The organism is Frigidibacter sp. (assembly GCF_030695035.1).
Taxonomy (GTDB): Bacteria; Pseudomonadota; Alphaproteobacteria; order Rhodobacterales; family Rhodobacteraceae; genus Frigidibacter.
The window spans coordinates 18,665-43,724 of the sequence record NZ_JAUYTT010000017.1; the positions used below are offsets into that span (position 1 = coordinate 18,665).

21 protein-coding genes are annotated in these 25,060 nt (G+C 67.4%); 6 read left to right on the forward strand and 15 right to left on the reverse strand.

What is annotated here, in order from left to right:
- Positions 1 to 5: 5 nt before the first annotated feature.
- The 4 genes from Q8S30_RS16505 to Q8S30_RS16520 form a co-directional block, all read right to left on the reverse strand.
- Positions 6 to 515 carry a flavin reductase family protein gene (locus Q8S30_RS16505; protein WP_305667123.1) on the reverse strand — a complete coding sequence of 170 codons (510 nt, stop codon included), beginning with the start codon at positions 513 to 515 and terminating at the stop codon, positions 6 to 8.
- Entirely contained in the window at positions 512 to 1,669 is a 1,158-nt protein-coding gene (locus tag Q8S30_RS16510; protein ID WP_305667124.1) for an aromatic ring-hydroxylating dioxygenase subunit alpha, read from the reverse strand. Before Q8S30_RS16510 ends, Q8S30_RS16505 begins: the two co-directional genes overlap by 4 nt.
- 39 nt (positions 1,670 to 1,708) lie before the next feature.
- Positions 1,709 to 3,241, reverse strand: a complete 1,533-nt coding sequence (locus Q8S30_RS16515; RefSeq protein ID WP_305667125.1) for a 4-hydroxyphenylacetate 3-hydroxylase family protein — start codon at positions 3,239 to 3,241, stop codon at positions 1,709 to 1,711.
- A 511-nt stretch (positions 3,242 to 3,752) separates the two neighbouring features.
- Complete coding sequence (locus tag Q8S30_RS16520; protein ID WP_305667126.1) at positions 3,753 to 5,129, reverse strand: aspartate aminotransferase family protein; 1,377 nt, start codon at positions 5,127 to 5,129, stop codon at positions 3,753 to 3,755.
- A 176-nt stretch (positions 5,130 to 5,305) separates the two neighbouring features.
- Between Q8S30_RS16520 and Q8S30_RS16525 the strand changes: the two genes are divergently transcribed.
- Positions 5,306 to 6,373 (forward strand): aldose epimerase family protein, encoded by a 1,068-nt coding sequence (locus Q8S30_RS16525; RefSeq protein WP_305667127.1) that lies wholly within the window; start codon positions 5,306 to 5,308, stop codon positions 6,371 to 6,373.
- 126 nt (positions 6,374 to 6,499) lie between these two features.
- Here the strand turns inward: Q8S30_RS16525 and Q8S30_RS16530 are convergent, their stop codons facing one another.
- From Q8S30_RS16530 to chvE, 10 genes are all read right to left on the reverse strand, one after another.
- The gene (locus tag Q8S30_RS16530; protein WP_305667128.1) at positions 6,500 to 7,357 is read right to left on the reverse strand and encodes an SMP-30/gluconolactonase/LRE family protein; all 858 of its coding nucleotides are present in this window, start codon (positions 7,355 to 7,357) and stop codon (positions 6,500 to 6,502) included.
- Entirely contained in the window at positions 7,354 to 7,959 is a 606-nt protein-coding gene (locus Q8S30_RS16535; RefSeq protein WP_305667129.1) for a 2-dehydro-3-deoxy-6-phosphogalactonate aldolase, read from the reverse strand. Before Q8S30_RS16535 ends, Q8S30_RS16530 begins: the two co-directional genes overlap by 4 nt.
- Positions 7,956 to 8,849: a 2-dehydro-3-deoxygalactonokinase gene (locus Q8S30_RS16540; protein ID WP_305667186.1), complete on the reverse strand. Its 894-nt coding sequence runs from the start codon at positions 8,847 to 8,849 to the stop codon at positions 7,956 to 7,958. The genes Q8S30_RS16535 and Q8S30_RS16540 overlap by 4 nt, the downstream gene beginning before the upstream one ends.
- Positions 8,850 to 8,863: 14 nt before the next feature.
- Complete coding sequence (locus Q8S30_RS16545; protein WP_305667130.1) at positions 8,864 to 10,384, reverse strand: aldehyde dehydrogenase (NADP(+)); 1,521 nt, start codon at positions 10,382 to 10,384, stop codon at positions 8,864 to 8,866.
- A gap of 54 nt (positions 10,385 to 10,438) precedes the next feature.
- Positions 10,439 to 12,184 (reverse strand): L-arabinonate dehydratase, encoded by a 1,746-nt coding sequence (gene araD / locus Q8S30_RS16550; protein WP_305667131.1) that lies wholly within the window; start codon positions 12,182 to 12,184, stop codon positions 10,439 to 10,441.
- Entirely contained in the window at positions 12,181 to 12,957 is a 777-nt protein-coding gene (locus Q8S30_RS16555; protein ID WP_305667132.1) for an SDR family NAD(P)-dependent oxidoreductase, read from the reverse strand. The genes araD and Q8S30_RS16555 overlap by 4 nt, the downstream gene beginning before the upstream one ends.
- On the reverse strand, positions 12,954 to 13,937 hold the full coding sequence (gene araD1 / locus Q8S30_RS16560) for an AraD1 family protein (RefSeq protein ID WP_305667133.1): 984 nt from the start codon (positions 13,935 to 13,937) through the stop codon (positions 12,954 to 12,956). Before araD1 ends, Q8S30_RS16555 begins: the two co-directional genes overlap by 4 nt.
- 3 nt (positions 13,938 to 13,940) lie before the next feature.
- Entirely contained in the window at positions 13,941 to 15,131 is a 1,191-nt protein-coding gene (gene mmsB / locus Q8S30_RS16565; RefSeq protein ID WP_305667134.1) for a multiple monosaccharide ABC transporter permease, read from the reverse strand.
- Between the two features lie 15 nt (positions 15,132 to 15,146).
- Positions 15,147 to 16,667, reverse strand: a complete 1,521-nt coding sequence (gene mmsA / locus Q8S30_RS16570) for a multiple monosaccharide ABC transporter ATP-binding protein (protein WP_305667135.1) — start codon at positions 16,665 to 16,667, stop codon at positions 15,147 to 15,149.
- 122 nt (positions 16,668 to 16,789) lie between these two features.
- A complete protein-coding gene (chvE, locus tag Q8S30_RS16575; RefSeq protein ID WP_305667136.1) occupies positions 16,790 to 17,854 on the reverse strand; it encodes a multiple monosaccharide ABC transporter substrate-binding protein in 1,065 nt (354 codons plus the stop codon).
- 152 nt (positions 17,855 to 18,006) lie between these two features.
- On the opposite strand from chvE, the gene Q8S30_RS16580 reads away from it, so the two are divergent.
- Positions 18,007 to 18,942 carry a LysR substrate-binding domain-containing protein gene (locus tag Q8S30_RS16580; protein ID WP_305667137.1) on the forward strand — a complete coding sequence of 312 codons (936 nt, stop codon included), beginning with the start codon at positions 18,007 to 18,009 and terminating at the stop codon, positions 18,940 to 18,942.
- Positions 18,943 to 18,945: 3 nt separating this feature from the next.
- Here the strand turns inward: Q8S30_RS16580 and cbbR are convergent, their stop codons facing one another.
- Positions 18,946 to 19,881, reverse strand: a complete 936-nt coding sequence (gene cbbR / locus Q8S30_RS16585) for a LysR family regulator CbbR (RefSeq protein ID WP_305667138.1) — start codon at positions 19,879 to 19,881, stop codon at positions 18,946 to 18,948.
- Between the two features lie 82 nt (positions 19,882 to 19,963).
- Here cbbR and Q8S30_RS16590 point away from each other — a divergent pair, with 82 nt between their 5' ends.
- The 4 genes from Q8S30_RS16590 to fba all read left to right on the forward strand — a co-directional run bounded on the left by Q8S30_RS16590 (position 19,964) and on the right by fba (position 25,050).
- Positions 19,964 to 21,016 (forward strand): class 1 fructose-bisphosphatase, encoded by a 1,053-nt coding sequence (locus Q8S30_RS16590; RefSeq protein WP_305667139.1) that lies wholly within the window; start codon positions 19,964 to 19,966, stop codon positions 21,014 to 21,016.
- Positions 21,017 to 21,020: 4 nt separating this feature from the next.
- The gene (locus tag Q8S30_RS16595) at positions 21,021 to 21,893 is read left to right on the forward strand and encodes a phosphoribulokinase (protein WP_305667140.1); all 873 of its coding nucleotides are present in this window, start codon (positions 21,021 to 21,023) and stop codon (positions 21,891 to 21,893) included.
- An 11-nt stretch (positions 21,894 to 21,904) separates the two neighbouring features.
- On the forward strand, positions 21,905 to 23,884 hold the full coding sequence (tkt, locus tag Q8S30_RS16600; protein ID WP_305667141.1) for a transketolase: 1,980 nt from the start codon (positions 21,905 to 21,907) through the stop codon (positions 23,882 to 23,884).
- Between the two features lie 86 nt (positions 23,885 to 23,970).
- A complete protein-coding gene (gene fba / locus Q8S30_RS16605) occupies positions 23,971 to 25,050 on the forward strand; it encodes a class II fructose-bisphosphate aldolase (protein WP_305667142.1) in 1,080 nt (359 codons plus the stop codon).
- Positions 25,051 to 25,060 lie beyond the last annotated feature (10 nt).

The following is a 25,060-nucleotide window of genomic DNA, read 5'->3' on the forward strand; positions in this document are numbered from 1 at the left end:
GGGGGTCAGGCGGCGTCGAGCCGCATCGGGGCGCCATAGGCGCGCCCGGAATAGAGGAGCGGCAGGCCGGTGCCCGCCAGCGCGACCGTCTCGGCGGCGCCGAGCAGCACGTGATGGCTGCCGACGCGGGTGGCGGTGATCAGCCGGCAGTCGAAGGCGGCCAACGCGCCCTGCAGGCGGGGCGCGCCGGAGGGCATCGCCGACCAGTCGGCACAGGCGAAGCGGTCGCCATCCGCGCGGGGCAGGCGACCGGCGAAGGTGTCGGCCACCGCCTGCTGATCGGCCGCCAGCAGGTTCACCGCGAAGCAGCCATTGCCGAATATCGCGGTGGCGGCGGGCGAGAGGTGATGGACGCAGACCAGCAGCGTCGGCGCCTGCCCCTCGGCCGAAACGGAGGACATGGCAGAGACGGTGACGCCCGCGCGCCCGGCGGCGCCGGCCGTGGTGACGACGGTCACGGTGGCGGCGGCGCGGGACATCGCCTCGAGGAAGGTCTCGCGCAGCGGGGTGGTCATGGGGCACCTGCAGGGGTGGTTTCGGGGGCGATGCGACTGGCAATGTATTGCGCGAACTCGAAATTCGGCCGCTCCAGATGCGAGAGGTGCCCCGGCGCGCCCATTGCCGAGCAGATGCCGCGATAGACCTTTTCGACGCAGCCCTTGTCCTCGACATTCACCTCATCCAGCAGGGTCTTCAGCCGCGCGAAATGCTCTTCCGCCTTGGGATCCGCGCCGAACTCGGGGGCAAGCCCGCCGCCGAACAGCACGTTCACATGGCCGGGCCCGTCGGGCGTCAGGCACAGGTACCAGAAATAGCCGGGCGAGAGGGTGATCAGCAGCGAGGGGTAGATCGAGATCAACCAGGTGGTGCGGCGGTCATCCCCTTCCAGCGTCGTGTTGGTCGGGTGGGCCAGCGTCAGGTCCAGCGCGTCATTCTTGATGATGAAATGGTAGTTGAAGGCCGGGTCGCCCTCGGGGCAGGTCATCTTCAGCAGGTCGACGGTATGGCCGATGGTGTCGGCATGGCAGACCGGCAGGTGGTAGCTTTCCATGAAATTCTCGGCCAGCACCTTCCAGTTGGTCGCCCAACGGAACTCCTCGCGGAACGCCTCGATGTAGTTCTCCATGTGGAACTTGCCGACGAGGGCCTCGACGCCCTGAAGCCGTTCGGCGGGCTCGGGGGCACCCGGGTTCAGCGTCACCATGATCCAGCCCAGCCAGTCCTCGCAGCGGACCTGGGGCAGGCGGACATCGGATTTGCAGAACCCCTCGTTCAGCGCCATCGCCGGGGCGCCGCGCAGGGTGCCGTCGAGGTTGTAGGTCCAGGCATGATAGGGGCAGACGATGGCGCGGGTGGTGCCGCGCCCCTCCAGCAGCGTCGACATCCGGTGGCGGCAGACGTTGGACATGGCGCGCAGCACGCCGTCACGGTCACGCAGCACGATGATCGGCTCGCCGGCGATCTGCATCGTCAGGTAATCGCCCGGATTGGGCAATGCATCGGCGCGGCCAGCGCAGAGCCAGTCGGCGGCGAAGATCTGGCGCATCTCCTGCGCCAGAAACTCGGGCGAGGTATAGACCGATTTGGGCATGGCGCGCGCGGCCCCGAACGGGACCGAGACATTGGCGTGCAGCTCTTGCGCGGGGGTCAGGGTTTCGTGCCGCGTCATGCCTATGCTCCTACTCTGCAGCCTTGCGACCGGATACCATCATTCTGCGGCCCTGCGGCCGCTGGTCCGCTCCAGTTCCATCGAGAACCACTTGGACACGGTGCTGTCGCCGCGCGTCAGGGTTTTTTCGCCCATCACCCGGTCCGACAGGCCGGCTGCCTCTTTCACGAACGCCAGCGGGCCGTCCCAGTCGAAATTGCGATAAACTGCGGCAAGATGTGCAAAGGGCGGCGATTGGGCAAACAGCTGAAAGGTCAGGCGGTGGCCGGCGTAATCCGAGTTCAGCATGTCGCGGGCGAAGGCGAGAAGCTTGCGGCGGTCATCGGCGACCCATTCGTCATTGATGGTGTAGTACTTGTCCATCCAGGGTTTGGTTTCCGGGTGGCGGAAGCTGGCGGCATCGGGCGTGACGCAGATCTGGCCGCCACACAGTTCCCTTGCGATATGCATCATCTCGTGCAGCTGCGAGCAGGCGAGGACGCGGCCGGTGTAAAGCAGCGACTGGTTCGGCATCATCAGCCCGGCCGGGGATCGTTCGCCAAGGGCGATGGCGGCGGTCAGGTGGGCGTTGATCCCTTCCCGGTAAACCGCCAGCTGGCTTAGCTTTTCCTGAACCGCCTGCTGCTTGTCGAGCCCGGTCTGGCGGGCGTTGAACAGGGCGGCGCCGATCATCATGTCGGCCAGTTTCAGGTTGCGCTGCACGAAGGCGAAGGCGGAATAGCGGTGCAGGGTGGCGCGGATGAACATCGCCGCCTTGGTGTGGCGGTAGAAGAGCACATTCTCCCAGGGGATCAGCACATCGTCGAAGATGACGATGGTATCGACCTCGTCGAAGCGGTTCGAGAGCGGATAATCCTCGGTCGGGGCGCGGCCGGCAAAGCCGGTGCGGCAGATGAACTTCAGCCCCGGGCTGCCAAGATCGCAAATGAATCCAACGGCATAGTCCGACAGCGTGTCATTGCCCCAATTGGCGATGGTCGGCTTGGTGAAGGCCTGGTTGGCATAGGCGGCGGCGGTTTCGTACTTGGCGCCGCGCACCACGATGCCGGCATCGGTTTCGCGCACCACATGCAGCAGCATGTCGGGGTCCTGATCCTGCGGCGCCTTGGACCTGTCGCCCTTGGGATCGGTATTGGCGGACACGTGAAACGGGTCTGTTTTCAAGACCTTGCCGATATGGGTTTCAATGTTGCGCGCAAATTGCGGATCGATCTCGGCCAGCACGTCCTGCCCGTCGAACAGCGACCACATCTCGCCCACCGTCTCATCGCCGACGCGGGTGACGATGCCGCCCACGTCTTCCAGCACGGCATCGGTGGCGCGGCGCTTGGCCCACCAATCGGCTTGCGTATAGGGAAGCGCATTGCCTATCGCATTGATTTCGCCGTCTTTCGTGACAGTCATCACCTCGCGCGTGGCCGGGTCATGGGCCATGTCATAGATGCGGGCGCGGATATCGACCAGCGGCTTGAACATCGGATGCAAGGCCACATCGGCGACCTTCTCGCCGTTCACGTAGACAAGGCGGCCATCGCGGATCGAGTCAATGTACTCTGCGCCGGTGCGGATCATGCGGGGGCTCCTTGAGGGGATTCATCGGAGCCAGACTGCGGCAGCGCGGCGTAGGCGCAAAGCAGTCATTTCCGCAGCACGGGTTAGGCTGAGCCTAATCAGGGGCGGTGTGGCGGGATATGGAAACCATACAGAACCCATATGTATGTCATACATACGATTTGCCGCATGGTTCGGGCAGGTTCGGGCGGGATCAGGCGAGGCACGGCCTCGCCCCGCCCGTGCGGAACCGTTCCCCCAGAGCCGCTGGCATCATGAGACCGAATGAGGCCAGCGCCCGACCTGGCGGGCGAGAAGCGTCCGCCGAGGGGTGATGAGCGAACAGAAATCCTCCAGTGGAGGATTTCCGCGAAGAACGCCCGGCCCGTGGCCGGGCCGGGAGGGCGGGCGCTGGCCGGGGGCTTTGGGCCCCCGTCCGGTGCAAGATGAGTTGGCGGTGAGTGGCGAAGGCGATGGCCTTCGCCAAGGAGACGGGGGCAAGCAGGCGGGCAAGCGCCCTCCCCCAAGGGACTCACCCCTGCGCGGCCAGCCATTCGGCGGTGCGGTCCAGCGCGCGGCCCATCTTCTCGACGATCTGGTCGATATCCGCCTCGGTCACGATCAGCGGCGGGCACAGCGCCAGCGTGTCGCCGACGGCGCGGAAGATCAGCCCTTCGGCATGGCCGAAGACTGCCGCCTGCGCGCCGACGCGGCCGATGGGGGTGAAGGGGGCCTTGGTCGCCTTGTCGGCCACCAGTTCGATCCCGGCGATGAGGCCGGCGCCGCGCACCTCGCCCACCAGCGGGTGATCCGCATATTGGCGCAGCCCCGCCTGCAGGCGGGGGCCAAGACGGTTCGCGGCGTTCATCAGATCCCGCTCTTCCAGGATCGCGATATTCTCCAGCGCCACGGCGGCGGCGACCGGGTGGCCCGAGGCGGTGTAGCCATGGCCGAAGGTGCCAATCTTGTGGCTGTTATCGGCGATGGCGTTGTAGATCTCCTCGGTGAACAGCACCGCCGCCAGCGGCATGTAGCTGGAGGTGATCTGCTTCGACACAGTCATGATGTCGGGCGTGAACCCATAGGTCTCGCACCCGAAACGCTCCCCAGTGCGGCCGAAACCGTTGATGACCTCATCCGAGACCATCAGGATATCATGCTTGCGGCAGATCGCCTCCACTCCCGGCCAGTAACCCTCGGGCGGCACCATGACCCCGCCCGCGCCCATCAGCGGCTCACCGATGAAGGCGGCGATGGTGTCGGCGCCCTCGCGCTCGATCACCGCTTCCAGCTCGGCCAGCAGGCGGGCGGTGAACTCGGCTTCCGTCTCGCCCTCCAGCCCGAAGCGGTAGAAATGCGGGCAGGTCAGATGCACGACCGGGATTGCCGGCAGGTCGAAATCGCGGTGGTTGTTGGGCAGGCCGGTCAGGCTGCCCGAGGCGATGGTGATGCCGTGATACCCCTTGGTGCGGGCCAGGAACTTCTTCTTGGCGGGCCGGCCAAGGGCGTTGTTCATGTACCAGACCAGCTTGACCACGGTGTCATTCGCCTCGGACCCCGAATTGGTGTAGAACACCCGGGTCAGCGGTTCCGGCGAGATCTCCACCAGCTTCTCGGCCAGCCGGATCGAGGGCTCATGCGCCTTGGCGGCGAAGATGTGGTAATAGGGCAGAAGGTTCATCTGCTTGTAGGCCGCATCGGCAAGGCGCTTTTCGCCAAAGCCCACGGCCACCGACCACAGCCCCGCCAGCCCTTCGATATACTTGTTGCCAGCCGTGTCCCAGACATGGATCCCCTCGCCGCGGGCGATGATGATCGGGCCGTTCTCCTCCAATGCGCGGGCATCGGTATAGGGGTGAAGGCTGGTGGCGATATCGGCGGCGGCAAGCGAGTTCGAGAGCTGGGTCATGTGGCGCGTCCTTGTGTCCTGCGGGGATCCGTCTTGGATAGCAGGGCAAATGCCCCGGGCGCCATGCCGTTTTGCGACACCAGGCCGAAGGAATGCGCACTTTTGTGCCCCGGTGGTTGACGGCGCCGCGCGGCGCGGCTCTGGTCTGGGGCGATTGCGGGCGAAGGGCAGGGCAGATGACAGCAGTGACGAACCGGATTTTCGGGCATCTGGACGGCGCCCCGGTGCCCGAGGTGGTGCTGGCGGCAGGGCCTTTGCGCGCCCGGCTGATCGGTTTTGGCGCGCGGCTGGTGGCGCTGGAGGTGCCGGACCGGGAGGGCGCGCTGGCCGATGTGGTGCTGGGGTTCGACGGGCTGGAGGGGTATCTCGCCTCCGACGCCTATCTGGGCGCCACCTGCGGGCGGGTGGCCAACCGCATCGCCGGGGGCCGGTTCCGGCTGAACGGCACCGAGCATCAGGTCGATTGCAACGAGCGGGGCAATCACCTGCATGGCGGCAGCGAAGGGTTCGACCGCAAGCTGTGGCAGATCGAGGATCAGACGGCCACGTCCGTCACCTTCACCGCCGAGTCGGCCGATGGCGAGATGGGCTATCCCGGGCGCTGCATGATGCGCACGACCTACCGGCTGAGCGCCACCGCGCTGTCGGTGGTGATGGAGGCGCAGAGCGACCGGCCGACGGTGATGAACATGGCGCATCATTCCTACTTCAACATGGCCGGCATTGGCATAAGTGAAGGTACGGGCACGGTGCTTGACCAGCGCCTGACGGTCCCCGCCGCCTTCTACACTCCGGTCGGCCCCGGGCTGCTGACGACGGGAGAGATCCTGTCGGTCGAGGGCACCCCGTTCGACCTGCGCCACGGCCCCCGCATTGGCGAGGTGGTAGCGGCGATGGCCGAGGCCGGGGTGGCCCCGCATGGCCCCGATCACAACTACTGCCTTCCGCAAGGCGGCGGGCGTGGCAGCGGCGGGTTGCATCTGGCGGCGGTGATGGAAGATCCCGCCTCGGGCCGGCGGATGGAGGTGGCGACGACCGAGCCGGGCCTGCAGGTCTATGTCGGTGGGATGCTGCCCGATGGCACCCCCGCCAAGGGCGGCACCACGCTCGCGCGCCATGCCGGCATCGCGCTGGAATCGCAGGCCTTCCCGGGCGCCGCCAGCCACGCGCATTTCCCGAACTGCCGCCTGATGCCCGGCGAGACCTACCGCCACGAAACCCGCTTCACCTTCTCGGCAAGCTGATCCGCCCCTCGCAAAGGGCGCGGCTCCTTTCCCTTTGCCTTGGAGAAATATCCTCGGGGGGCGCGGGGGGCAGAAGGCCCCCCGCTTCTTTTAGCAAATGGGGCGGGGCAGAAGGCCCCGGCGGCGTCAATCCAGCACCACCGCCGGCTCCGCCCGCCCTGTCGCCACATCCGGCTCGGACAGCACCATCCCCGAATGCGGAAAAGCCTCCCGCCGCGGGGCATCGAGCCCTTCCAGCGCCGAGGTCACGAACAGCGTGCGCAGGCCCGCCCCGCCGAAGGCTGGGCAGGTATTGTGCGGCGCGCCGGTGTCCACCGCGCGCAGGAAGGTGCCATCGGGCGCATAGGCCGCGACCTTGCCCGCGCCCCAGAGCGCGACCCAGAGGGTGCCGTCGGCGTCGATCACCGCGCCATCTGGGTTCAGCCCCTCAGGTTCGAGGTCCAGGAACAGCTCCGGCTCCGCCTCCGGCCAGCCGTCACCGTCCAGCGCCACGCGGTAGATCTTGCTCTCGTCGGTATCGGCGTAATGCGCGAAGTCCCTCCCGAAGCAGATCGCATTGGGGATGGTCAGGCCGTCGAAGAGCTGGCGCAGCTCGCCCTCATAGTAACGGTAGATCGCCCCCTGCCCCTTTTCGGCCTCCAGCCCCATGGTCGAGGCCCAGAACCCACCCCAGGGATCGGCGCGACCGTCATTGGAGCGGGTTTCGGGATTGTCCGCCTCCATCGCCACCAGATCGGTGCGCTCGCCGGTGGGCAGGTCGAAGCGGAAGAGGGCGGTTTCCGAGGCGATCAGCAGCGTGTCGTGGTCCACCCATCCCGCGGCCGAACACCGCTCTGTCATCTGCCAGGCCAGCGCGCCATTGGCGTCCTGACTCAGCAACCGGCGGCCGAGGATGTCGAACCAGAACAGCTGGCCGCGTTCGGGGTGCCACAGCGCGCCCTCGCCCAGTTCGCAGGGACGCGAGTCATAGACCAGCGAGCTCATGCCAGGCCCGCGTCATAGGCGGCGACCAGATCGGCGGCGCGGGCGGCGATGTCGGCGGCGCTGCGGCCGGGGGCATAGAGCGCGGTGCCGATGCCGAAGCCGCTGGCCCCGGCGCGGCGCCAGTCGGCAAAGTTCTGCGGGCCGACGCCGCCCACCGCGAAGACCTCGGTCCCGGCGGGCAGCACGGCGCGGATCGCGGCCAGCCCCTCGGTGCCCATCAGGAAGGACGGGAAGATCTTCAGCCCGTCCGCCCCCGCCGCCAGCGCGGCAAAGCATTCGGTGGGGGTCAGCACGCCCGGCCAGCTTTGCATCCCGGCGCGCTTGGTGGCGGCGATCACCGCCGCATCGGCATTGGGCGAGACGATCAACTCGCCGCCCGCCGCCTTCACCGCGTGGACGTCTGCCGGCGTCAACACGGTGCCCGCGCCAATCAGCGCCTCGGCCCCGAAGGCCTGCGCCATTGCGGCGATGGACTGCAGCGGGTCCGGCGAGTTCAGCGGCACCTCGATCCGGGTGATGCCGGCGGCGATCAGCGCCTCGGTCACCGGCAGCGCCTCGGCGGGGGTAATCCCGCGCAGGATGGCGATCAGCTTGCGGCTCATGGTGTCTCTCCGGCTTGCGCCAGCGTCAGGCCGGCAAGGGTCATCTGTTCGGCGGGCAGGAGTTCGGCCTGCACGCCTTGGGCAGCCAAAGCAGCGGCATAGGCATGGGCGATGCCATCGGCGGCGACGATCACCACCCGCTGGCCCAGCCAGTAGGGCCGCGCGGCGGCAAGCTCGGCCCCGATCAGCAGGCCCGACAGCCGGGCGCGCGCGGTTTCGGGCGCAAGGTCCGCCAGCAGCGCCTCGGCCCGCAGGCCGAAAAGCCGCGCCGAAACCCGGGCGGGCGAGGTGATGGCATCGGCCACCGCCTCGGCAAAGGCGGCATCGTCCCAGCCGGACGCGCCGACCGAATGGCGCAGCACCGACTGGCCGGCCAGCAGCGCGAACATCTCGCCGGTCAGGAAGGTCTGGAAGCTGACCACCTCACCCGCGCTCAGATGCGCCCATTTGGTATGGGTGCCGGGCAGGCAGACGATGCCGTCGAAATCCGGCAACGTCGCCAGCACCCCGGCGATCTGGGTCTCCTCGCCGCGCATCACATCGGCGGCGGGTTTGCGCTGCGACAGGCCGGGCACGAAGCGCAGGGCCAGCCGCGGATCGGCGGCAACCGGCATCAGCGCGCCGGGGGCGACGGGCGCGCAGGGCACCGGACGATAGGGCGCCTCGGCCCACCCCTGCCGCGCCCCGACCATGCCGCAGGCGATGACCGGCATCGGCCCGGTCGTCAGCCAGGGCTCGATCAGCCGCAGCAGGGCCGGCTGAAACCCCTCGGGGCTCAGCCGGCCCATGCCGTCTTCGGAACTGGCGGCGGCGAGCACGCGGCCCCCCGCCATGGCCCAGACCCGCAGTTGCGAGGTGCCCCAGTCGACAGCGATCCAGTCAGGCGTCACGGTCATGGCCGCCCTTACCCCCGCAAATCTTCCGGCAGCAGGGCTTCGGGCAGGTTCTGGAAGCAGACCGGGCGCATGAAGCGGCGGATGGACATTGTGCCGACGCTGGTGGCGCCGAAGTTGGTGCTGGCGGGGTACGGGCCGCCATGGACCATCGAGTCGGCCACTTCCACGCCGGTCGGGAAGCCGTTGACCAGCACGCGGCCGGCCTTTTGCTCCAGCACCGGCAGCAGGCGGCGGGCGAGGTCGATATCGCCGTCCTCCATGTGGATCGTGGCGGTCAGCTGGCCTTCGAAGCCCTTGGCCAAGGTCTCCATCTCTTCCGCGCCAGAGACGCGGACGACGAGGCCGAGGGGGCCGAAGACCTCCTCACCAAGCGCATGGTCCTGCAGGTAGCTGGCGGCATCGGTCTCGTAGAGGTTCGGGGCGGCGGTGCGGCCCTCGCTGGTGGTCGCCAGCACCGGCTGCACGGCGTTGCGGGTATCGAAGCGCGCCTTGCCGTCCTGATAGGCCTTGGCGATGCCGTCCGTCAGCATCACTTGAGGAGCCACCTTTTCCAGCGCCTCGGCGGCGGCCTTGACGAAGGCATCCCCGGCGGGGCCGGCTTCCACGACCGCAATGCCGGGATTGGTGCAGAACTGCCCCGCGCCCATGGTCAGCGATCCGGCCCAGCCAGCGCCGATGGCGGCGCCGCGGGCGGCGGCGGCTTCGGGCAGGATGAACATCGGGTTGACGCTGCCAAGCTCGCCGAAGAACGGGATCGGCTCGGGCCGCTGCGCGCAGAGATCGAACAGTGCGCGCCCGCCGCCGAGGCTGCCGGTGAATCCGACGGCGCGGATCTGCGGGTGTTGCACCAGCGAGGTGCCGACATCGCGCTTGCCGCCCTGGATCAGGCTGAAGACGCCATTGGGCATGCCGCAGGACTCGATGGCGGCCAGCACCGCCTCGGCCACGATCTCGCCCGTGCCGGGATGCGCCGAATGGCCCTTCACGACAACCGGGCAGCCGGCGGCGAGCGCGGCGGCGGTGTCGCCCCCGGCGGTGGAGAAGGCGAGCGGGAAGTTGGAGGCGCCGAAGACCGCGACCGGGCCGATGGGCAGCTGCATCATCCGCAACTCGGGCCGCGGCGGGGTGCGGTCGGGCAGGGCCTTGTCATGGCGGCGGTCGAGATAGTCGCCCTTCAGGATATGCTCGGCGAAGAGCCGCAGCTGGCCGGTGGTCCGCCCGCGCTCGCCGTTCAGGCGCGCCTCGGGCAGGCCGGTCTCCTGCGTGCCGATCTGGGTGATGGCGGCGGCGCGCGCCTCGATCTCATCGGCGATGGCGTTGAGGAACTTGGCGCGGTCGGCGCGGGAGGTCGCGGCATAGGCCGGGAAGGCCGCAGCCGCCGCCTCGCAGGCCTGATCGACCAGATCCGGCGTGCCGATGGCAAACTCATGCGCCGGGCCAGAGGCCGGCTCCGACCGGAAGGTCGCCGCGCCGGCGACCCACTCGCCAGCGATCAGGTGCTTGCCGTGGGGGGTGAAGTCCTGTGTCATCGGGCATTCCTTCTTGGTTTTCAGAAAATCGCCGCAGGGGAGGTGCGGCGGGTCTTAATGGCTGTCGCGGCCCACCGGGGCGCCGCGGCACCCTTTCAGGAAATCGAGGTCGGCGCCAGTATCGGCGCCCTCGACATGGGCATCATGCAGCCAGGCATAGCCGCTTGCGGGCGGCGCGGTGCGCGGGGACCAACCCGCCAGACGCGCGGCAAGTTCCGCATCGGAAATGTCGAGATGCAGGCGCCGGTTCGGCACGTCGAGCTCGATCATGTCGCCATCCTGCACCACCGCAAGCGGGCCACCGGCTGCCGCCTCGGGCGAGGTGTGCAGCACGACGGTGCCGTAGGCGGTGCCCGACATCCGCGCATCAGAGATGCGGACCATATCGGTGATGCCCTTGCGCAGCACCTTGGGCGGCAGGCCCATATTGCCGACCTCGGCCATGCCGGGATAACCCTTGGGGCCGCAGTTCTTCAGCACCATCACGCAGGTCTCGTCGATATCCAGCGCCTCATCCTCGATGCGGGCCTTGTAGTCGTCGATGTCCTCGAACACAACCGCGCGGCCCCGGTGGGTCAGCAGAGCGGGGGTTGCCGCCGAGGGTTTGAGGACCGCACCCTTGGGGGCAAGGTTGCCGCGCACCACCACCACGCCGCCCGACTGGGTCAGCGCCTTGTCGGTCGGCAGGATCACATCCTCGTTGTGGTTGATGACGTCCTTGACCTGATCCCACATCGTCTCGCCGCTGACGGTGAGGGCGTCCTTGTGCAGCAGGCCCGCCTCTCCCAGCCGCTTGATGACGACGGGCAGGCCGCCGGCATAGAAGAACTCTTCCATCAGGTATTTGCCCGAGGGCATCAGGTTCACGATGGTTGGCACATCGCGGCCGCAGCGGTCCCAGTCGTCCAGCGTCAGGTCGATGCCGACGCGGCCGGCGATGGCGAGCATGTGGATCACGGCGTTGGTCGAGCCACCGATGGCGCCATTGGTACGGATCGCGTTCTCGAACGCCTCTTTCTTGAGGATGTCCGAAGGCTTCAGGTCATCCTTGACCATCTGCACGATGCGCCGCCCGGTCAGCTGCGCCATCACGCGGCGACGGCTGTCCACGGCGGGGATCGCGGCATTGCCCGACAGCGCCATGCCAAGCGCCTCGGCCATGGAGGCCATGGTGCTGGCGGTGCCCATGGTGTTGCAGGACCCCGGGCTGCGGCTCATCGAGGCCTCGGCCTCGAGGAAGTCGGCCTGGCTCATCTCGCCGGCCTTTACGGCTTCGGAGAATTTCCAAAGGTGGGTGCCGGACCCGACGCGTTCCCCGCGGAAATAGCCGTTCAGCATCGGCCCGCCGGTGACGACGATAGAGGGCAGGTCGGTCGAGGCGGCGGCCATCAGCAGCGAGGGTGTGGTCTTGTCGCAACCCACCATCAGCACGCAACCATCCATCGGCTGGCCGCGCATCGCCTCTTCCACCGCCATGGCCGCAAGGTTGCGGAACATCATCGCGGTGGGGCGGAAGCCGCTTTCGCTGGCCGAAAAGACCGGCACTTCGACCGGGAAGCCGCCAGCCTCGTAGATGCCGTGCTTCACCCGTTCGGCCAGATCGCGCAGATGGGCGTTGCAGGGGGTCAGTTCCGACCAGGTGTTGAGGATGCCGATCACCGGGCGCCCGTCGAACAGGTCATGGGGCAGGCCCTGGTTCTTCATCCAGCCGCGGTGATAGATCTGGTCGCGGCCGGTGCCGCCGAACCATTCCTGCGAGCGCAGCTTGCGCGGCCAAGGCGCGGGAGTGAACTTGGTCATACCCAACCTCCGTCAACGATGAAGTTCTGTGCCGAGCACATGGCCGAGGCATCGGATGCCAGGAAAAGGGCCATCTGCGCGATATGCTCCGGCAGCACCGGGCCGGCGAGGCATTGGCTGCGGGCGATCAGTTCCTTGGCGGCGTCATCGACCCAGAGCCGAAGCTGCTTGTCGGTCATCACCCAGCCGGGGACGAGGGTGTTGACGCGGATGCCGTCGCGGCCAAGGTCGCGGGCGAGGCCGCGGGTCATGCCGTGAACGGCCGCCTTGCTGGCCGCATAGACCGGGTAGCCGCCCGTCGCCATCATCCAGCCGACCGATCCGAAGTTGACGATGGACCCGCCGCCGGCGCCGCGCATCATCGGGGCCACGGCCTGCGCGGCAAACATCTGGTGGCGCAGGTTGACGGCGATATGGCTGTCGAAGCCTTCCTCGGTCAGCCCTTCGAGCGAGTGGCGCTTGTCATTGGCGGCGTTGTTCAGAAGCGCGGTGATCGGGCCATGCGCCTCGGCAAAGGCGCGGATCGCGCCCTGATACTGCGCGGTGCGGGTGATGTCGCAGCTGGTGAAATGCGCGCGGTGCCCCTCGGCGGTCAGCGCGGCGGCCAGCGCCTCGCCCTCGGCCACGGCGATGTCCACGAAGCAGGTGATGGCGCCCTGCCGGGCAAAGGCCGTGGTCAGCGACGCGCCGATGCCGCTGGCCCCGCCCGAGATCAGCACGGTGCGCCCCGAAAGGTCGGGATAGGTGGCAAGCTGGGTCGCGGGCTCGGTCATAGCATCCTCACGGTTACTGGGGCCGTCTCGGCCGGCTCTGCGGCCAGCGGGTTCGCCAGCGGCAGGCCGAACGCGGCGGCCGAGATTTCAAACACGTCGCCCGGCTCTGTCGTGAAGCCATCGGCGAAGGACAGGGTGGCGGTGCCGAACATATGCACATGCAGATCGCCGGGGCGGCGGAAGCAGGCATATTTGAAGTGGTGGTGTTCGAGGTTGGCGATAGTGTGGCTCATATTCGCCTCGCCCGACAGGAAGGGTTTCTCCCACGCCACCGCGCCACCGCGCAGGATGCGGCTTGTGCCGCGGATATCGGCGGGCAGCGCCCCCAGCAGCAGCTCGGGGCCAAAGGCGGCGGGGCGCAGCTTGGAATGGGCAAGGAACAGGTAGTTGATCCGTTCCGTCACATGGTCGGAAAACTCGTTGGCCAGCGAGAAGCCGACGCGGTGCGGCGTGCCATCTGGGCCGATGACGTAGAAGCCGGCAATCTCGGGCTCTTCCCCGCCATCCAGCGCGAAGCCGGGGGAGGTGAGGGGCTGGCCGGGGGCCACGGCCTCGGTGCCCGGGCCCTTGTAGAACCATTCGGGCTGCACGCCGACCTCGCCATCCGCCGGCTTGCCGCCCTCCAGCCCCATGCGGAACATCTTCATGCTGTCGGTGACCGGTGCCGGGCCGCCGGTCGCCGCCGCATGCATCGCATCGCGGGCCGAGGCGGAGCCGGTATGGGTCAGGCCAGTGCCGGTCAGATACATGCGGGCGGGTTCGGGGTGGCGCATCGGCAGGTCCAGCTTGCGGCCCGCGGCCAGCGCGGCCAGATCCACCGCCTCGCCCTGCCCCGCCGCCGCCAGCAGCTCCGCCAGCGGGCGGCCCTCGCTGATGGCGGCATGGGCCAGGTCGTAAACGCTGGCCGCACCGGGCAGCAGATGGGCGATCTCACCCTCGCGGAGGATGACACCCCCGCCGATCAGTTGCGAAAGATGCATGGGTCAGCCCTGCTTGGATTTGTTGTAAACGTCAAAGATCACCGCGGCGAGAAGCACCAGCCCCTTGATGACCTGCTGATAGTCGATGCCGACCCCGAGGATCGACATGCCGTTGTTCATCACCCCCATGATGAAGGCGCCGATCACCGCGCCGACGATCTTGCCCGACCCGCCCGACATCGAAGCGCCGCCGATGAAGACCGCCGCGATCACGTCAAGCTCAAACGACACGCCGGCCTTGGGCGTGGCGGTGTTGAGGCGGGCCGCGAAGATCAGCCCGGCCAGCGCCGCCAGCAGACCCATGTTGCAGAAGGTCAGGAAGGTCAGCCATTCGGTGCGGATGCCCGACAGCTTGGCAGCCTTTTCGTTGCCGCCGATGGCGTAGATCCGCCGGCCAAGCGTGGTGGAGGTGGTGAGGAAGGTATAGGCCGAGATCAGCACCGCCATCGTTATCAGCACGTTGGGCAGGCCGCGATAGGTGGCCAGCAGCCAGGAGATATAGGCCAGCGCAAGCGCGATCACCCCGTTGCGCACCGCGAAGGCGATGAAGGGTTCATCCTCGATCCCGTAGCGCATCTGCCGGGCGCGGGCGCGGAAGGCAAAGACAACGATGGCGGTGGCGGCGGCGAGGCCCAGAACGAAGGCGGTGATGTTGGGTTTGTCGGGCCCGAAGATATCGGGGACAAAGCCGGTGGACAGCAGCTGGAAACCCTTGGGGAAGGGCCCGACCGACTGGCCGTTCAGCAGCCACAGAGTCATCCCGCGGAAGACCAGCATCCCCGCCAGCGTGACGATGAAGGAGGGGATGCGCCAATAGGCGATCCAGTAACCCTGAGCGGCGCCGATGATGGTGCCGACGATCAGGCAGGCCAGCAGCACGACCGGCGTCGGCCAGCCCCAGTTCACGATCATCACCGCCGCCAGCGCGCCGATAAAGCCTGCGACCGATCCGACCGACAGGTCGATATGCCCGGCGACGATGACCAGCAGCATCCCGAGGGCCATGATGATGATGTAGCTGTTCTGCAAGAACAGGTTGGTCAGGTTGACGGGCTTCATCAGCGTGCCGTCGGTCATCACCTGGAAGAACAGCATGATCGCCACCAATGCGATCAGGATGCCGTATTCGCGCAGGTGGCCCTTCAGGTAATGTCCCAGTGCGGGACGTGCGGCCTCGGTTCCGGTCTGTGCCATTGTCTTGCTCCTCCCTCAGCCCTTCACGATCATCGACATGATCTTTTCCTGGCTCGCATCGCCCTTGGCGAGCTCGCCCACGAAGGCGCCTTCATTCATGACGTAGATGCGGTCGCACATGCCCAGAAGTTCGGGCATTTCCGACGAGATCACGATGACCCCGCGGCCCTGTGCGGCCAGATCGTTGATGATCCCGTAGATTTCGAACTTGGCGCCGACATCGATGCCGCGGGTCGGCTCGTCGAGGATCAGCACCGCGGGGTCGGTGAACAGCCATTTCGACAGCACCACCTTCTGCTGGTTGCCGCCCGACAGGTTCATCACCTTCTGGAACACGCTTGGCGTGCGGATCTTCAGCGCGGTGCGATAGTCCTCTGCCACCTTGCGCTCGGCCCCCGGGTCAACGACGCCGTAGGTAGAAACCTTGTGCATCGCTGACAGCGTGGTGTTGCGCAGGATGGTTTCGGGCAGCACGAGGCCAAGGCCCTTGCGGTCCTCGGTCACATAGGCCAGCCCGGCGGCGATGGCGGTGGGGACGGTTGAGGTATCGACAGCCTTGCCGCGCAGGCGCACCTCGCCCGAGATGTTGCGGCCATAGCTGCGCCCGAAGATGCTCATCGCCAGTTCGGTGCGGCCCGATCCCATCAGCCCGGCAATCCCCACCACCTCGCCTGCGCGCACATTCAGCGAGACGTTGCGGATCATCTGGCGTTCGGCATGTTCGGGGTGCCAGACGTTCCAGCCCTCCACCTCCATCAGCATCTCGCCGATGGCGACGTCGCGCGGCGGGTAGCGATGCGCCATGTCGCGGCCGACCATGTCGCGGATGATCCGCGCCTCGGAAATCTCTTCGGTCTTGCAGTCGATGGTGGACACGGTGGCACCATCGCGGATGATCGTCACCCGGTCGGCGACATGGCGGATCTCGTTGAGCTTGTGCGAGATCAGGATGCAGGCGATGCCCTGCGCGCGAAACTCGATCAGCAGGTCCAGCAGCTTCTGGCTGTCATTCTCCTGCAAGCTGGCGGTCGGCTCGTCGAGGATCAGCAGCCGCACTTCCTTGGACAGCGCCTTGGCGATTTCCACCAGCTGCTGCTTGCCGACGCCCAGCTTGTCCACCGGCGTGGTCGGCGCTTCGGACAGGCCCACCTTCTTCAGCAGGGCAGAGGTGCGGGTATAGGTCTCGGGCCAGTTGATGACGCCGCCGCTGGCATTCTCGTTGCCCAGAAATATGTTCTCGGCAATCGACAGCAGCGGCACCAGCGCCAGTTCCTGGTGGATGATGATGATGCCGCGGGCTTCGCTTTCGGCGATGCCGCGGAAGGCCATCGCCTCGCCTTCGTAGAAGATCTCGCCCTCGTAGCTGCCATGCGGGTAGACGCCCGACAGCACCTTCATCAGGGTGGATTTGCCGGCGCCATTCTCGCCGCAGATCGCATGGATCTCGCCGGGCAGCACGGTCAGGTTGACGTTGTCGAGCGCCTTCACACCGGGGAAGGTCTTGGTGATGCCGCGCATCTCGAGGATCGGGGTCATGATGGTCCTTGCTGGCTGGCAAAGCCTGCCGGGCGGCTGCGGCCCGCGGGCGCTGCCTGCCTCTGGCAGGGCGCCCCGCCGGAAGATCCGGCAGGGCGGTTCTGGCAAAGCGGCCGGTTACATCACTTCAGCTGGTCTTCGGTGTAATAGCCCGAGTCGATCAGCACAGCCTGGTAGTTGCTGGCATCCACCGGCAGCGGCTCCAGCAGGTAGGACGGCACAACCTTGACGCCGTTGTCATAGGTGGTGGTGTCGTTGATCTCGGGCTCGGTGCCCTGCAGCAGCGCATCGACCATGCTCACGGTGACGCGGGCCAGTTCGCGGGTATCCTTGAAGATCGAGGAGTACTGCTCGCCAGCGATCATCGACTTGACCGATTGCACTTCGGCATCCTGGCCGCTGACGATCGGCATCGGCAGATCGCCCGAACCGTAGCCGACGCCTTTCAGCGAGGACAGGATCCCGATCGACAGCCCGTCATAGGGCGAGAGCACGCCCTGAACCTGCTTGTCGGTGTAATGGGCCGACAGAAGGTTATCCATCCGCGACTGCGCAACCGCACCGTCCCAACGCAGGGTGCCGACGGTTTCCATGCCGGTCTGGCCCGACCCGATGACGATGTCACCGGAGTCGATCATCGGCTGCAGCACCGACATCGCGCCGTTGTAGAAGAAGTAAGCGTTGTTGTCGTCGGGCGAGCCGCCGAACAGTTCCACATTCAGCGGCTTGGCGTCGGGGAAGCGTTCCTGCATCCCTTCGACCAGGCTGGTGGCCTGCAGAACGCCGACCTTGAAGTTGTCGAAGGTGGCGTAATAGTCGACATTGCCGCTGTCGCGGATCAGGCGGTCATAGGCCACGACCTTGATGTCCGAAGCGGCAGCGTTTTCCAGCGCGTTCGACAGCGTGGTGCCGTCGATGGCGGCGATGACCAGAACGTTCACGCCCTTTGTGATCATGTTCTCGATCTGCGCGAGCTGGTTCGGGATGTCATCCTCGGCATATTGCAGGTCGGTCGCATAACCCGCGGCCTCGAACTGCCGCACCATATTGTTGCCGTCGTCGATCCAGCGCGCCGAAGATTTCGTCGGCATGGCGATGCCGACCGTGCCCTTGTCCTGCGCAGCGGCGGACATCGCAAAGGACGAAACACCCACGGCAAGCGCGGCCGCAAAAAGCGTGATTTTCATAGCTCTCTCCCTGTTCGGGCGCGGCAGCCTCCCCGGCGCGGCACCCGTTCCACCTGCGGGCCCGAATCGAGCCCTGCACCTCGTTCTAGGCGGGCTATACATACCATTCAAATTACATTATCGAAGCCGGACATGTCATTCTTGGTATGCCAATGTCCACCGAGAGCTTCCTGAACCTCAAGACCGCGCAGCTGCGGCTAATCGCGGCGGTGGCCGATCACGGGCAGTTGCAGCTTGCCGCGGCGGAGCTGGCGATGACCCAGCCCGCCGCCTCACGGATGCTGGCCGAGATCGAAAAGACCGTGCAGGCGCCACTGTTCCAGCGCGGCCCGCGCGGCATGGTGCCCACCCTGATCGGCCGGGTGCTGGCCCGCCGCGCCCGCGCCATGCTGCAGGAAATGCGCGACATGGCCCGCGAGGTCGAAGAGCTGCGCGAGGGGCGCGGGGGCCTTGTGCGGGTCGGCGCGGTGACGGGCCCGGCGCTTGGCTATCTGGTGCCAGCGATCCGGCAGGTGAAGGCCACCTCGCCCGAGGTCGAGATTTCGGTGGAGGTCGCGCCCTCGGTGCAGTTGCTGCGCGAGCTGGCGGCGGGGCATCTGGATTTTGCGCTGGCCCGGCTGCTGCCCGAGTTCGACAGCAAGGAGTTCGACCTGCTGCCGGCACGGGATGAGATCGTGGCGCTGCTCGTGCGGCGCGATCACCCGTTGTCGCGCGCCCCGCGGGTCAGCCTGCCGGAGCTGGCGCAATATGAATGGGTCATGCAGGAGCGCGGCGCGCCGATCCGGCAGGCGATGGAGGATGCCTTTGGCCAGGATGGCCGGCCCCTGCCGCGCAACATCGTCAACTCCTCCTCCCTGCTGCTGATGATCGCGCTGCTATCGCAGACCAACGCCATCGCCCCGATGGCCGAGGAGGTGGCGGCGTTGGTGATGGAAGAGCCGGTGGGCGCCGGCTTCGCGGTTCTGGCGCTGGACCGGCAGATCCGGGTCTCGCCCTATTTCCTGCTGTCCACTCGTGGCCGGGTGCTGTCGCCAGTGGCCAACCGGCTGCGGGTGCTGGTGCAGGCAGAGCTGTCGGGGCGCGGCTGACGGCTACGGCTCGGCGGGCCAGCGCGGCAGGAAGCTGCCCTCCATGCGCAATATCTCCTCGCGCAGCCGTGCCGCAGCAGCCCCCAGCGGAACCGCGGCGGGGTGAACCAGAAACCACTGCCGTTCAATTGGAAGCCCCGGCGCGGGCAGCAGCGCCAGCCGCCCGGCCTGCAGTTCGTCCATCACCGTGTGCAGCGACAGGAAAGCGATGCCCAGCCCGGCAATCGCCGCCTGCTTGATGGTCTCGTTCGATTCCATCTCGACCATCTCCACCACCTGGCCCTCGCCCAGCCGGTCCAGGTAGCGCGACATCAGGATGCGGGTGCCCGACCCCTCTTCGCGCGCCAGAAACACCTGCGACAAGATTGCTGCCACATCGGGCACCGCCGCGCCCATCAGCGGATGATCCGGCGGCGCGACCAGGGCATGGGGATGCGGGCCGAGCCCCTCCGCCTCGACCAGCGGCACCCGGGGCGGGCGGCCCATGATCGCGAGGTCCAGCGCCTGCCGGTCGAGCCCCGCCATGATCTGCTCGCGGTTGCCGACCTTCAGCACGATTCGAATGCCGGGGCACAGGTCGGTCAGCTGCCGCACCAGCCGCGGCGCGAAATACTTGGCGGTAGAGACGACGCCCAGCGTCACCCGCCCCGCCTGCCCTGCGGCAAGTGCGTCAATCCGCGCACCGGCCTGCGACAAGACAACGTCGATCCGCCGCGCCGCCTCCAGCACCTCGGCGCCCTCGGCGGTCAGCGGCAGGCCGCTGGTTGCGCCGCGCTGCAGCATGGGGCGGCCAAAGGCGATCTCCAGATGCTTGATCTGGCTGTGGATTGCCGGTGGCGTCAGCCCAAGCTGCGCCGCAGCGGCGGTCAGTGACCCGGTCTCGGCCACGGCCACCAGCGCCCGCAGCTGTTTCAGCGTCACGGCATCAAGGCGGATCACTTCAATATTCCTGAAGACATCTTCATAACTATTAAATTTCATGAAACCGCGATTCCCGCAAGTGTCACCCCAAGGCACACGCATGGGAGGAGACATCGTGGACAGCCAAGGCACGGCCCTTGCGGCCGCTGGCACCCCGGTTCTTGCGGGGGTGCCCCAGCATCTGACCGACGTGATGGACCGGCTCGCCACCGTCACGGCCGGCATCGCCCGCCGCATCGCCCGCGGCGGCATCGACGAACATCTTGGCGGTCCCCATCTTGGCGGCATTGGCACCAATGCCGATGGCGACGGCCAGAAGGCGCTGGACGTGATCGCCGACGATGCCTTCTGTGCGGCCCTCGCCGGCACCGCGGTGCGCTTCTATGCGTCCGAGGAGCAGGAGGTGGCGGTGACGCTGAACCCCGCCGGCACGCTGGCACTGGCCATCGACCCGCTGGATGGCTCTTCGAACATCGACGCCAACGTGTCGATCGGCACCATCTTCGGCATCTACCCGGCCGAGGCGACGGCGGAGGCCAGCTTCCTGCGCCCCGGCAGCGACCTCATCGCCGCGGGCTACGCGATCTACGGCCCGCAATGCTGCCTGATCGCCAGCTTTGGCGCGGGCGTGCTGAAATGGGTGCTGGACCCCGACACCGCCGCCTGGGTGCTGGTGGGGCGCGGCCTGACCGTCACCCCGAGCTCCAGCGAGTTCGCCATCAACGCCTCGAACTACCGGCACTGGCCGGCGCCAGTGCGCGCTTATGTCGATGATTGCGTGGCAGGCGCCGACGGGCCGCGCGGGCAGAACTTCAACATGCGGTGGGTCGCCTCCTTGGTGGCCGAGACGCACCGCATCCTGACCCGCGGCGGGGTGTTCCTCTATCCGCGCGATGACCGCAAAGGCTATGCCCAGGGCCGGCTGCGGCTGGTCTATGAATGCGCGCCCATCGCCTTTGTCATCACCCAAGCCGGCGGCAGCGCCACCGATGGCGAACAGCCGATCCTGAGCCGGGTGCCCGCGCATCTGCATGACCGCACGCCCTTCGTCTTCGGCTCGTCCGAGAAGGTCGCCCGCATCACCGCCTACCATGACCTGCCCGAGCGGGAGAGCTCTGCGCTCTTCGGCAAGCGCGGCCTGTTCCGGAGCTGAGAGCATGAGCAAGAAACACCCCATCATCTCGGTCACCGGATCCTCCGGCGCGGGCACGACGACGGTAAAGAACACCTTCGACCAGATCTTCCGGCGCGAGGGCATCACCGCCGTGAGCATCGAGGGCGACGCCTTCCACCGCTTCAACCGCGCCGAGATGAAGGCGGAGCTGGACCGGCGTAGCGCCGATGGCCAACCCTCGTTCTCACACTTCTCCTATGAAGCGAATGAGCTGGAGGAGCTGGAGCGGGTGTTCCGGGACTATGGCGCCACCGGCACCGGCCGTACTCGGCATTACGTGCATGATGAGCTTGAAGCCGCCCGCTATGGCGTGCCGCCCGGCAACTTCACCGACTGGGCCCCGTTCGAGGATGGATCGGACCTGCTGTTCTACGAAGGCCTGCATGGCTGCGTGGTCAATGACACGGTCAACCTGCCGCGCCATGCCGACCTCAAGATCGGGGTGGTGCCAGTCATCAACCTCGAATGGACGCAGAAGATCCACCGTGACCGCGCCAGCCGCGGCTACACGACAGAGGCGGTGACCGACACCATCCTGCGCCGGATGCATGCCTATGTGCATTGCATCTGCCCGCAATTCACCGAGACCGACATCAACTTTCAACGCGTGCCGGTGGTCGATACCTCGAATCCGTTCATCGCGCGCTGGATCCCCACCGCCGATGAAAGCCTGGTGGTGATCCGGTTCAAGAGCCCGCGCGGGATCGACTTCCCCTACCTGACCGCGATGATCCACGGCTCTTGGATGAGCCGGGCCAATTCCATCGTGATCCCGGGCAACAAGCTCGACCTTGCCATGCAACTGATCCTCACCCCGCTGATCGAGCGGCTGGTGGCGGATGCGAAACGCGCCTGAAGGAGACGCCGATGAACGCCGAGATCCAGATCGCCGATGAACGGCTGATGGCGAACGCGCTGCGCGCCCTGACGATGGACGCGGTGCAGGCCGCGAACTCGGGGCATCCCGGGATGCCGATGGGCATGGCGGATGTGGCGGCGGTGCTGTTCAACCGCTTCATCACGCTCGACCCCGCCGCGCATCAATGGCCGGACCGCGACCGCTTCGTGCTGTCGGCCGGGCATGGCTCGATGCTGCTCTATGCGGTGAACCATCTGCTGGGCTACCCCGACATGGGCATGGACCAGATCCGCGCCTTTCGCCAGATGGGCAGCCGTACCGCCGGGCACCCGGAGTATGGCCACGCGCAGGGGGTCGAGGTCACGACCGGCCCGCTGGGGCAAGGCATCGCCACCGCCGTCGGCATGGCGCTGGCCGAACGGATGGGCGCGGCGCGGTTCCCGGGCCTTGTGGATCATTGGACATGGGTCATCGCCGGCGATGGCTGCCTGATGGAGGGGATAAGCCATGAAGCCATCGACATGGCCGGGCATCTGCGGCTGGGACGGCTGGTGGTGCTGTGGGACGACAACCGCATCACCATCGACGGCGGCACCGATCTGTCCACCTCCACCGATCAGATGGCCCGCTTCGCCGCCTCGGGCTGGCATGTTCTGTCCTGCGACGGGCATGACGCTGCCCAGATCGGGCAGGCTCTCACGGCGGCCCGGGCCGATCCACGGCCCAGCCTGATCGCCTGCCGCACGCTGATCGGCTGCGGCGCGCCGAACAAGCAGGGCGGGCATGACGTGCATGGCGCGCCGCTGGGGGCCGAGGAGATTGCCGCCACCCGCGCGCATCTGGGCTGGGATGCGCCGCCCTTCGAGATCCCCGCCGGCGTCTATGCCGCATGGGCCCGGATCGCCGCCCGCGGCGCGAAGGCCCAGGCGGAGTGGGAGGCGCGGCTTGCCGCCTCGCCGCAGCGCGCGGAGTTCGCCGCCGCGCTGGCCCGCGATCCGGCGCCTCTGGCCCCGGCGATGGCGGCCTACAAGGCGCAGCTTCTGGCCGACCGCCCCAAGGTCGCCACCCGCAAGGCCAGCGAGATGGCGCTTGGCGTGGTCAATGCCGCGCTGCCCTTCACCATCGGCGGCTCCGCCGACCTCACCGGCTCGAACCTCACCCGCAGCAAGGGGATGCGGCCGGTCACCCGCAACGATTACTCCGGCAGCTACCTGCACTACGGCATCCGCGAGCATGGCATGGCCGCGGCGATGAACGGCATCGTGCTGCACGGCCTCTTCCGCCCCTATGGCGGCACCTTCCTGGCCTTCGCCGATTACTGCCGCCCCGCGATCCGGCTCGCGGCGCTGATGGGGGTGCCGACCGTCTTCGTGATGACGCATGACTCCATCGGCCTGGGCGAGGACGGGCCGACCCACCAGCCGGTGGAGCATCTGGCGAGCCTGCGCGCCATCCCGAACCTGACGGTGATCCGCCCCTGCGACGCGGTGGAAACCGCCGAGGCCTGGGAGATGGCGATGGCAGCCACCGATGGCCCGGTATTGCTGGTGCTGTCGCGGCAGAACCTGCCGCTGCTGCGCGAGGCGGCGGAGGAAAACCTCACCGCCCAAGGCGCCTACCTGCTGCGCGACCCCGGCGCCCGCGACGTCACGCTGATCGCCACCGGGTCGGAGGTGGAGATTGCGGTGACCGCCGCCGAGGCGCTGGCCACGATGGGCATCGCCGCCACCGTCATCTCCGCCCCCTCCTTCGAGGCCTTCGCAAATCAGCCCGCTGCCGCCCGCGCCGCCCTCCTTGGCAGCGCCCCGCGCATCGGGATCGAGGCGGCGATCCGGCAGGGCTGGGACCTGTTCCTGCGCCCCGAGGATGGCTTTGTCGGCATGACCGGCTTTGGCGCCTCGGCCCCCGCCCCCGAACTCTACCGCCATTTCGGCATCACCCCCGAGGCCGTGGCCAGCCTCGCCAAGACCCTGACAGGGCCCGCCTGACGCTCTGACACACCACCCGATTTCCAGAACCGGCTTCGGCCGGGCCGCCCGAGCCATGCCGAACCCAGACCCGAACGGAGCCAGCCATGACGCTGATAACCCTCAGACAACTTCTCGATCACGCGGCAGAGCACGGCTATGGCGTGCCGGCCTTCAACATCAACAACATGGAACAGGGGCTGGCGATCCTGAAGGCCGCCGCGGCGGTGGATGCGCCGGTGATCCTGCAGGCCAGCCGCGGCGCCCGGTCCTATGCCGGCGACATCATGCTGCGCGCCATGGTCGAGGCGCTGGCCAAGATGCACCCGCGCGTCCCGATCTGCCTGCATCAGGACCACGGCAACAACGAGGCGACCTGCCTCTCGGCCATCCGCCACGGCTTTACCAGCGTGATGATGGATGGCTCGCTTCTGGCCGACATGAAGACCCCCGCCCCCTATGACTACAATGTCGACATCACCGCCCGCGTCGCCGATGCCGCCCATTGGGTCGGCGCCAGTGTCGAGGGCGAGCTGGGGGTTCTGGGCAGCTTGGAAACGGGCGAGGCAGCGGCCGAGGATGGCTCGGGCGCCGAGGGCAAGCTTGACCACAGCCAATTGCTGACCGATCCCGATCAGGCGGTGGATTTCGTGCTGCGCACCAAGGTGGATGCCCTCGCCATCGCCTGCGGCACCAGCCACGGCGCCTACAAGTTCACCCGCGCCCCCGATGGCGAGATCCTGGCGATGCATGTGATCGAGGCGATCCATGCCCGCCTGCCCGGCACGCATCTGGTGATGCACGGCTCCTCCAGCGTGCCGCAATACCTGCAGGACCTCATCAACGACAATGGCGGCGAGATGCCCCAGACCTGGGGCGTGCCGGTGGACGAGATCGAGCGCGGCATCCGCATGGGCGTGCGCAAGGTCAATATCGATACCGATTGCCGGATGGCGATGACCGGCCAGTTCCGCCGCATCGCCACCAAGACCCCCCGCGAATTCGACCCGCGCAAGTTCCTGATCCCGGCGATGGCCGAGCTGGAAGTGCTGGTCAAGGACCGTTTCGAGCGTTTCGGCACCGCCGGCCACGCCTCGAAGATCACCGTCATCCCGATGGATGACATGGCGAAACGCTATGCGTCGGGCGCGCTTGACCCGGCGGTTTCCACCGCGAAAGCGGCCTGACAGGGGAGGC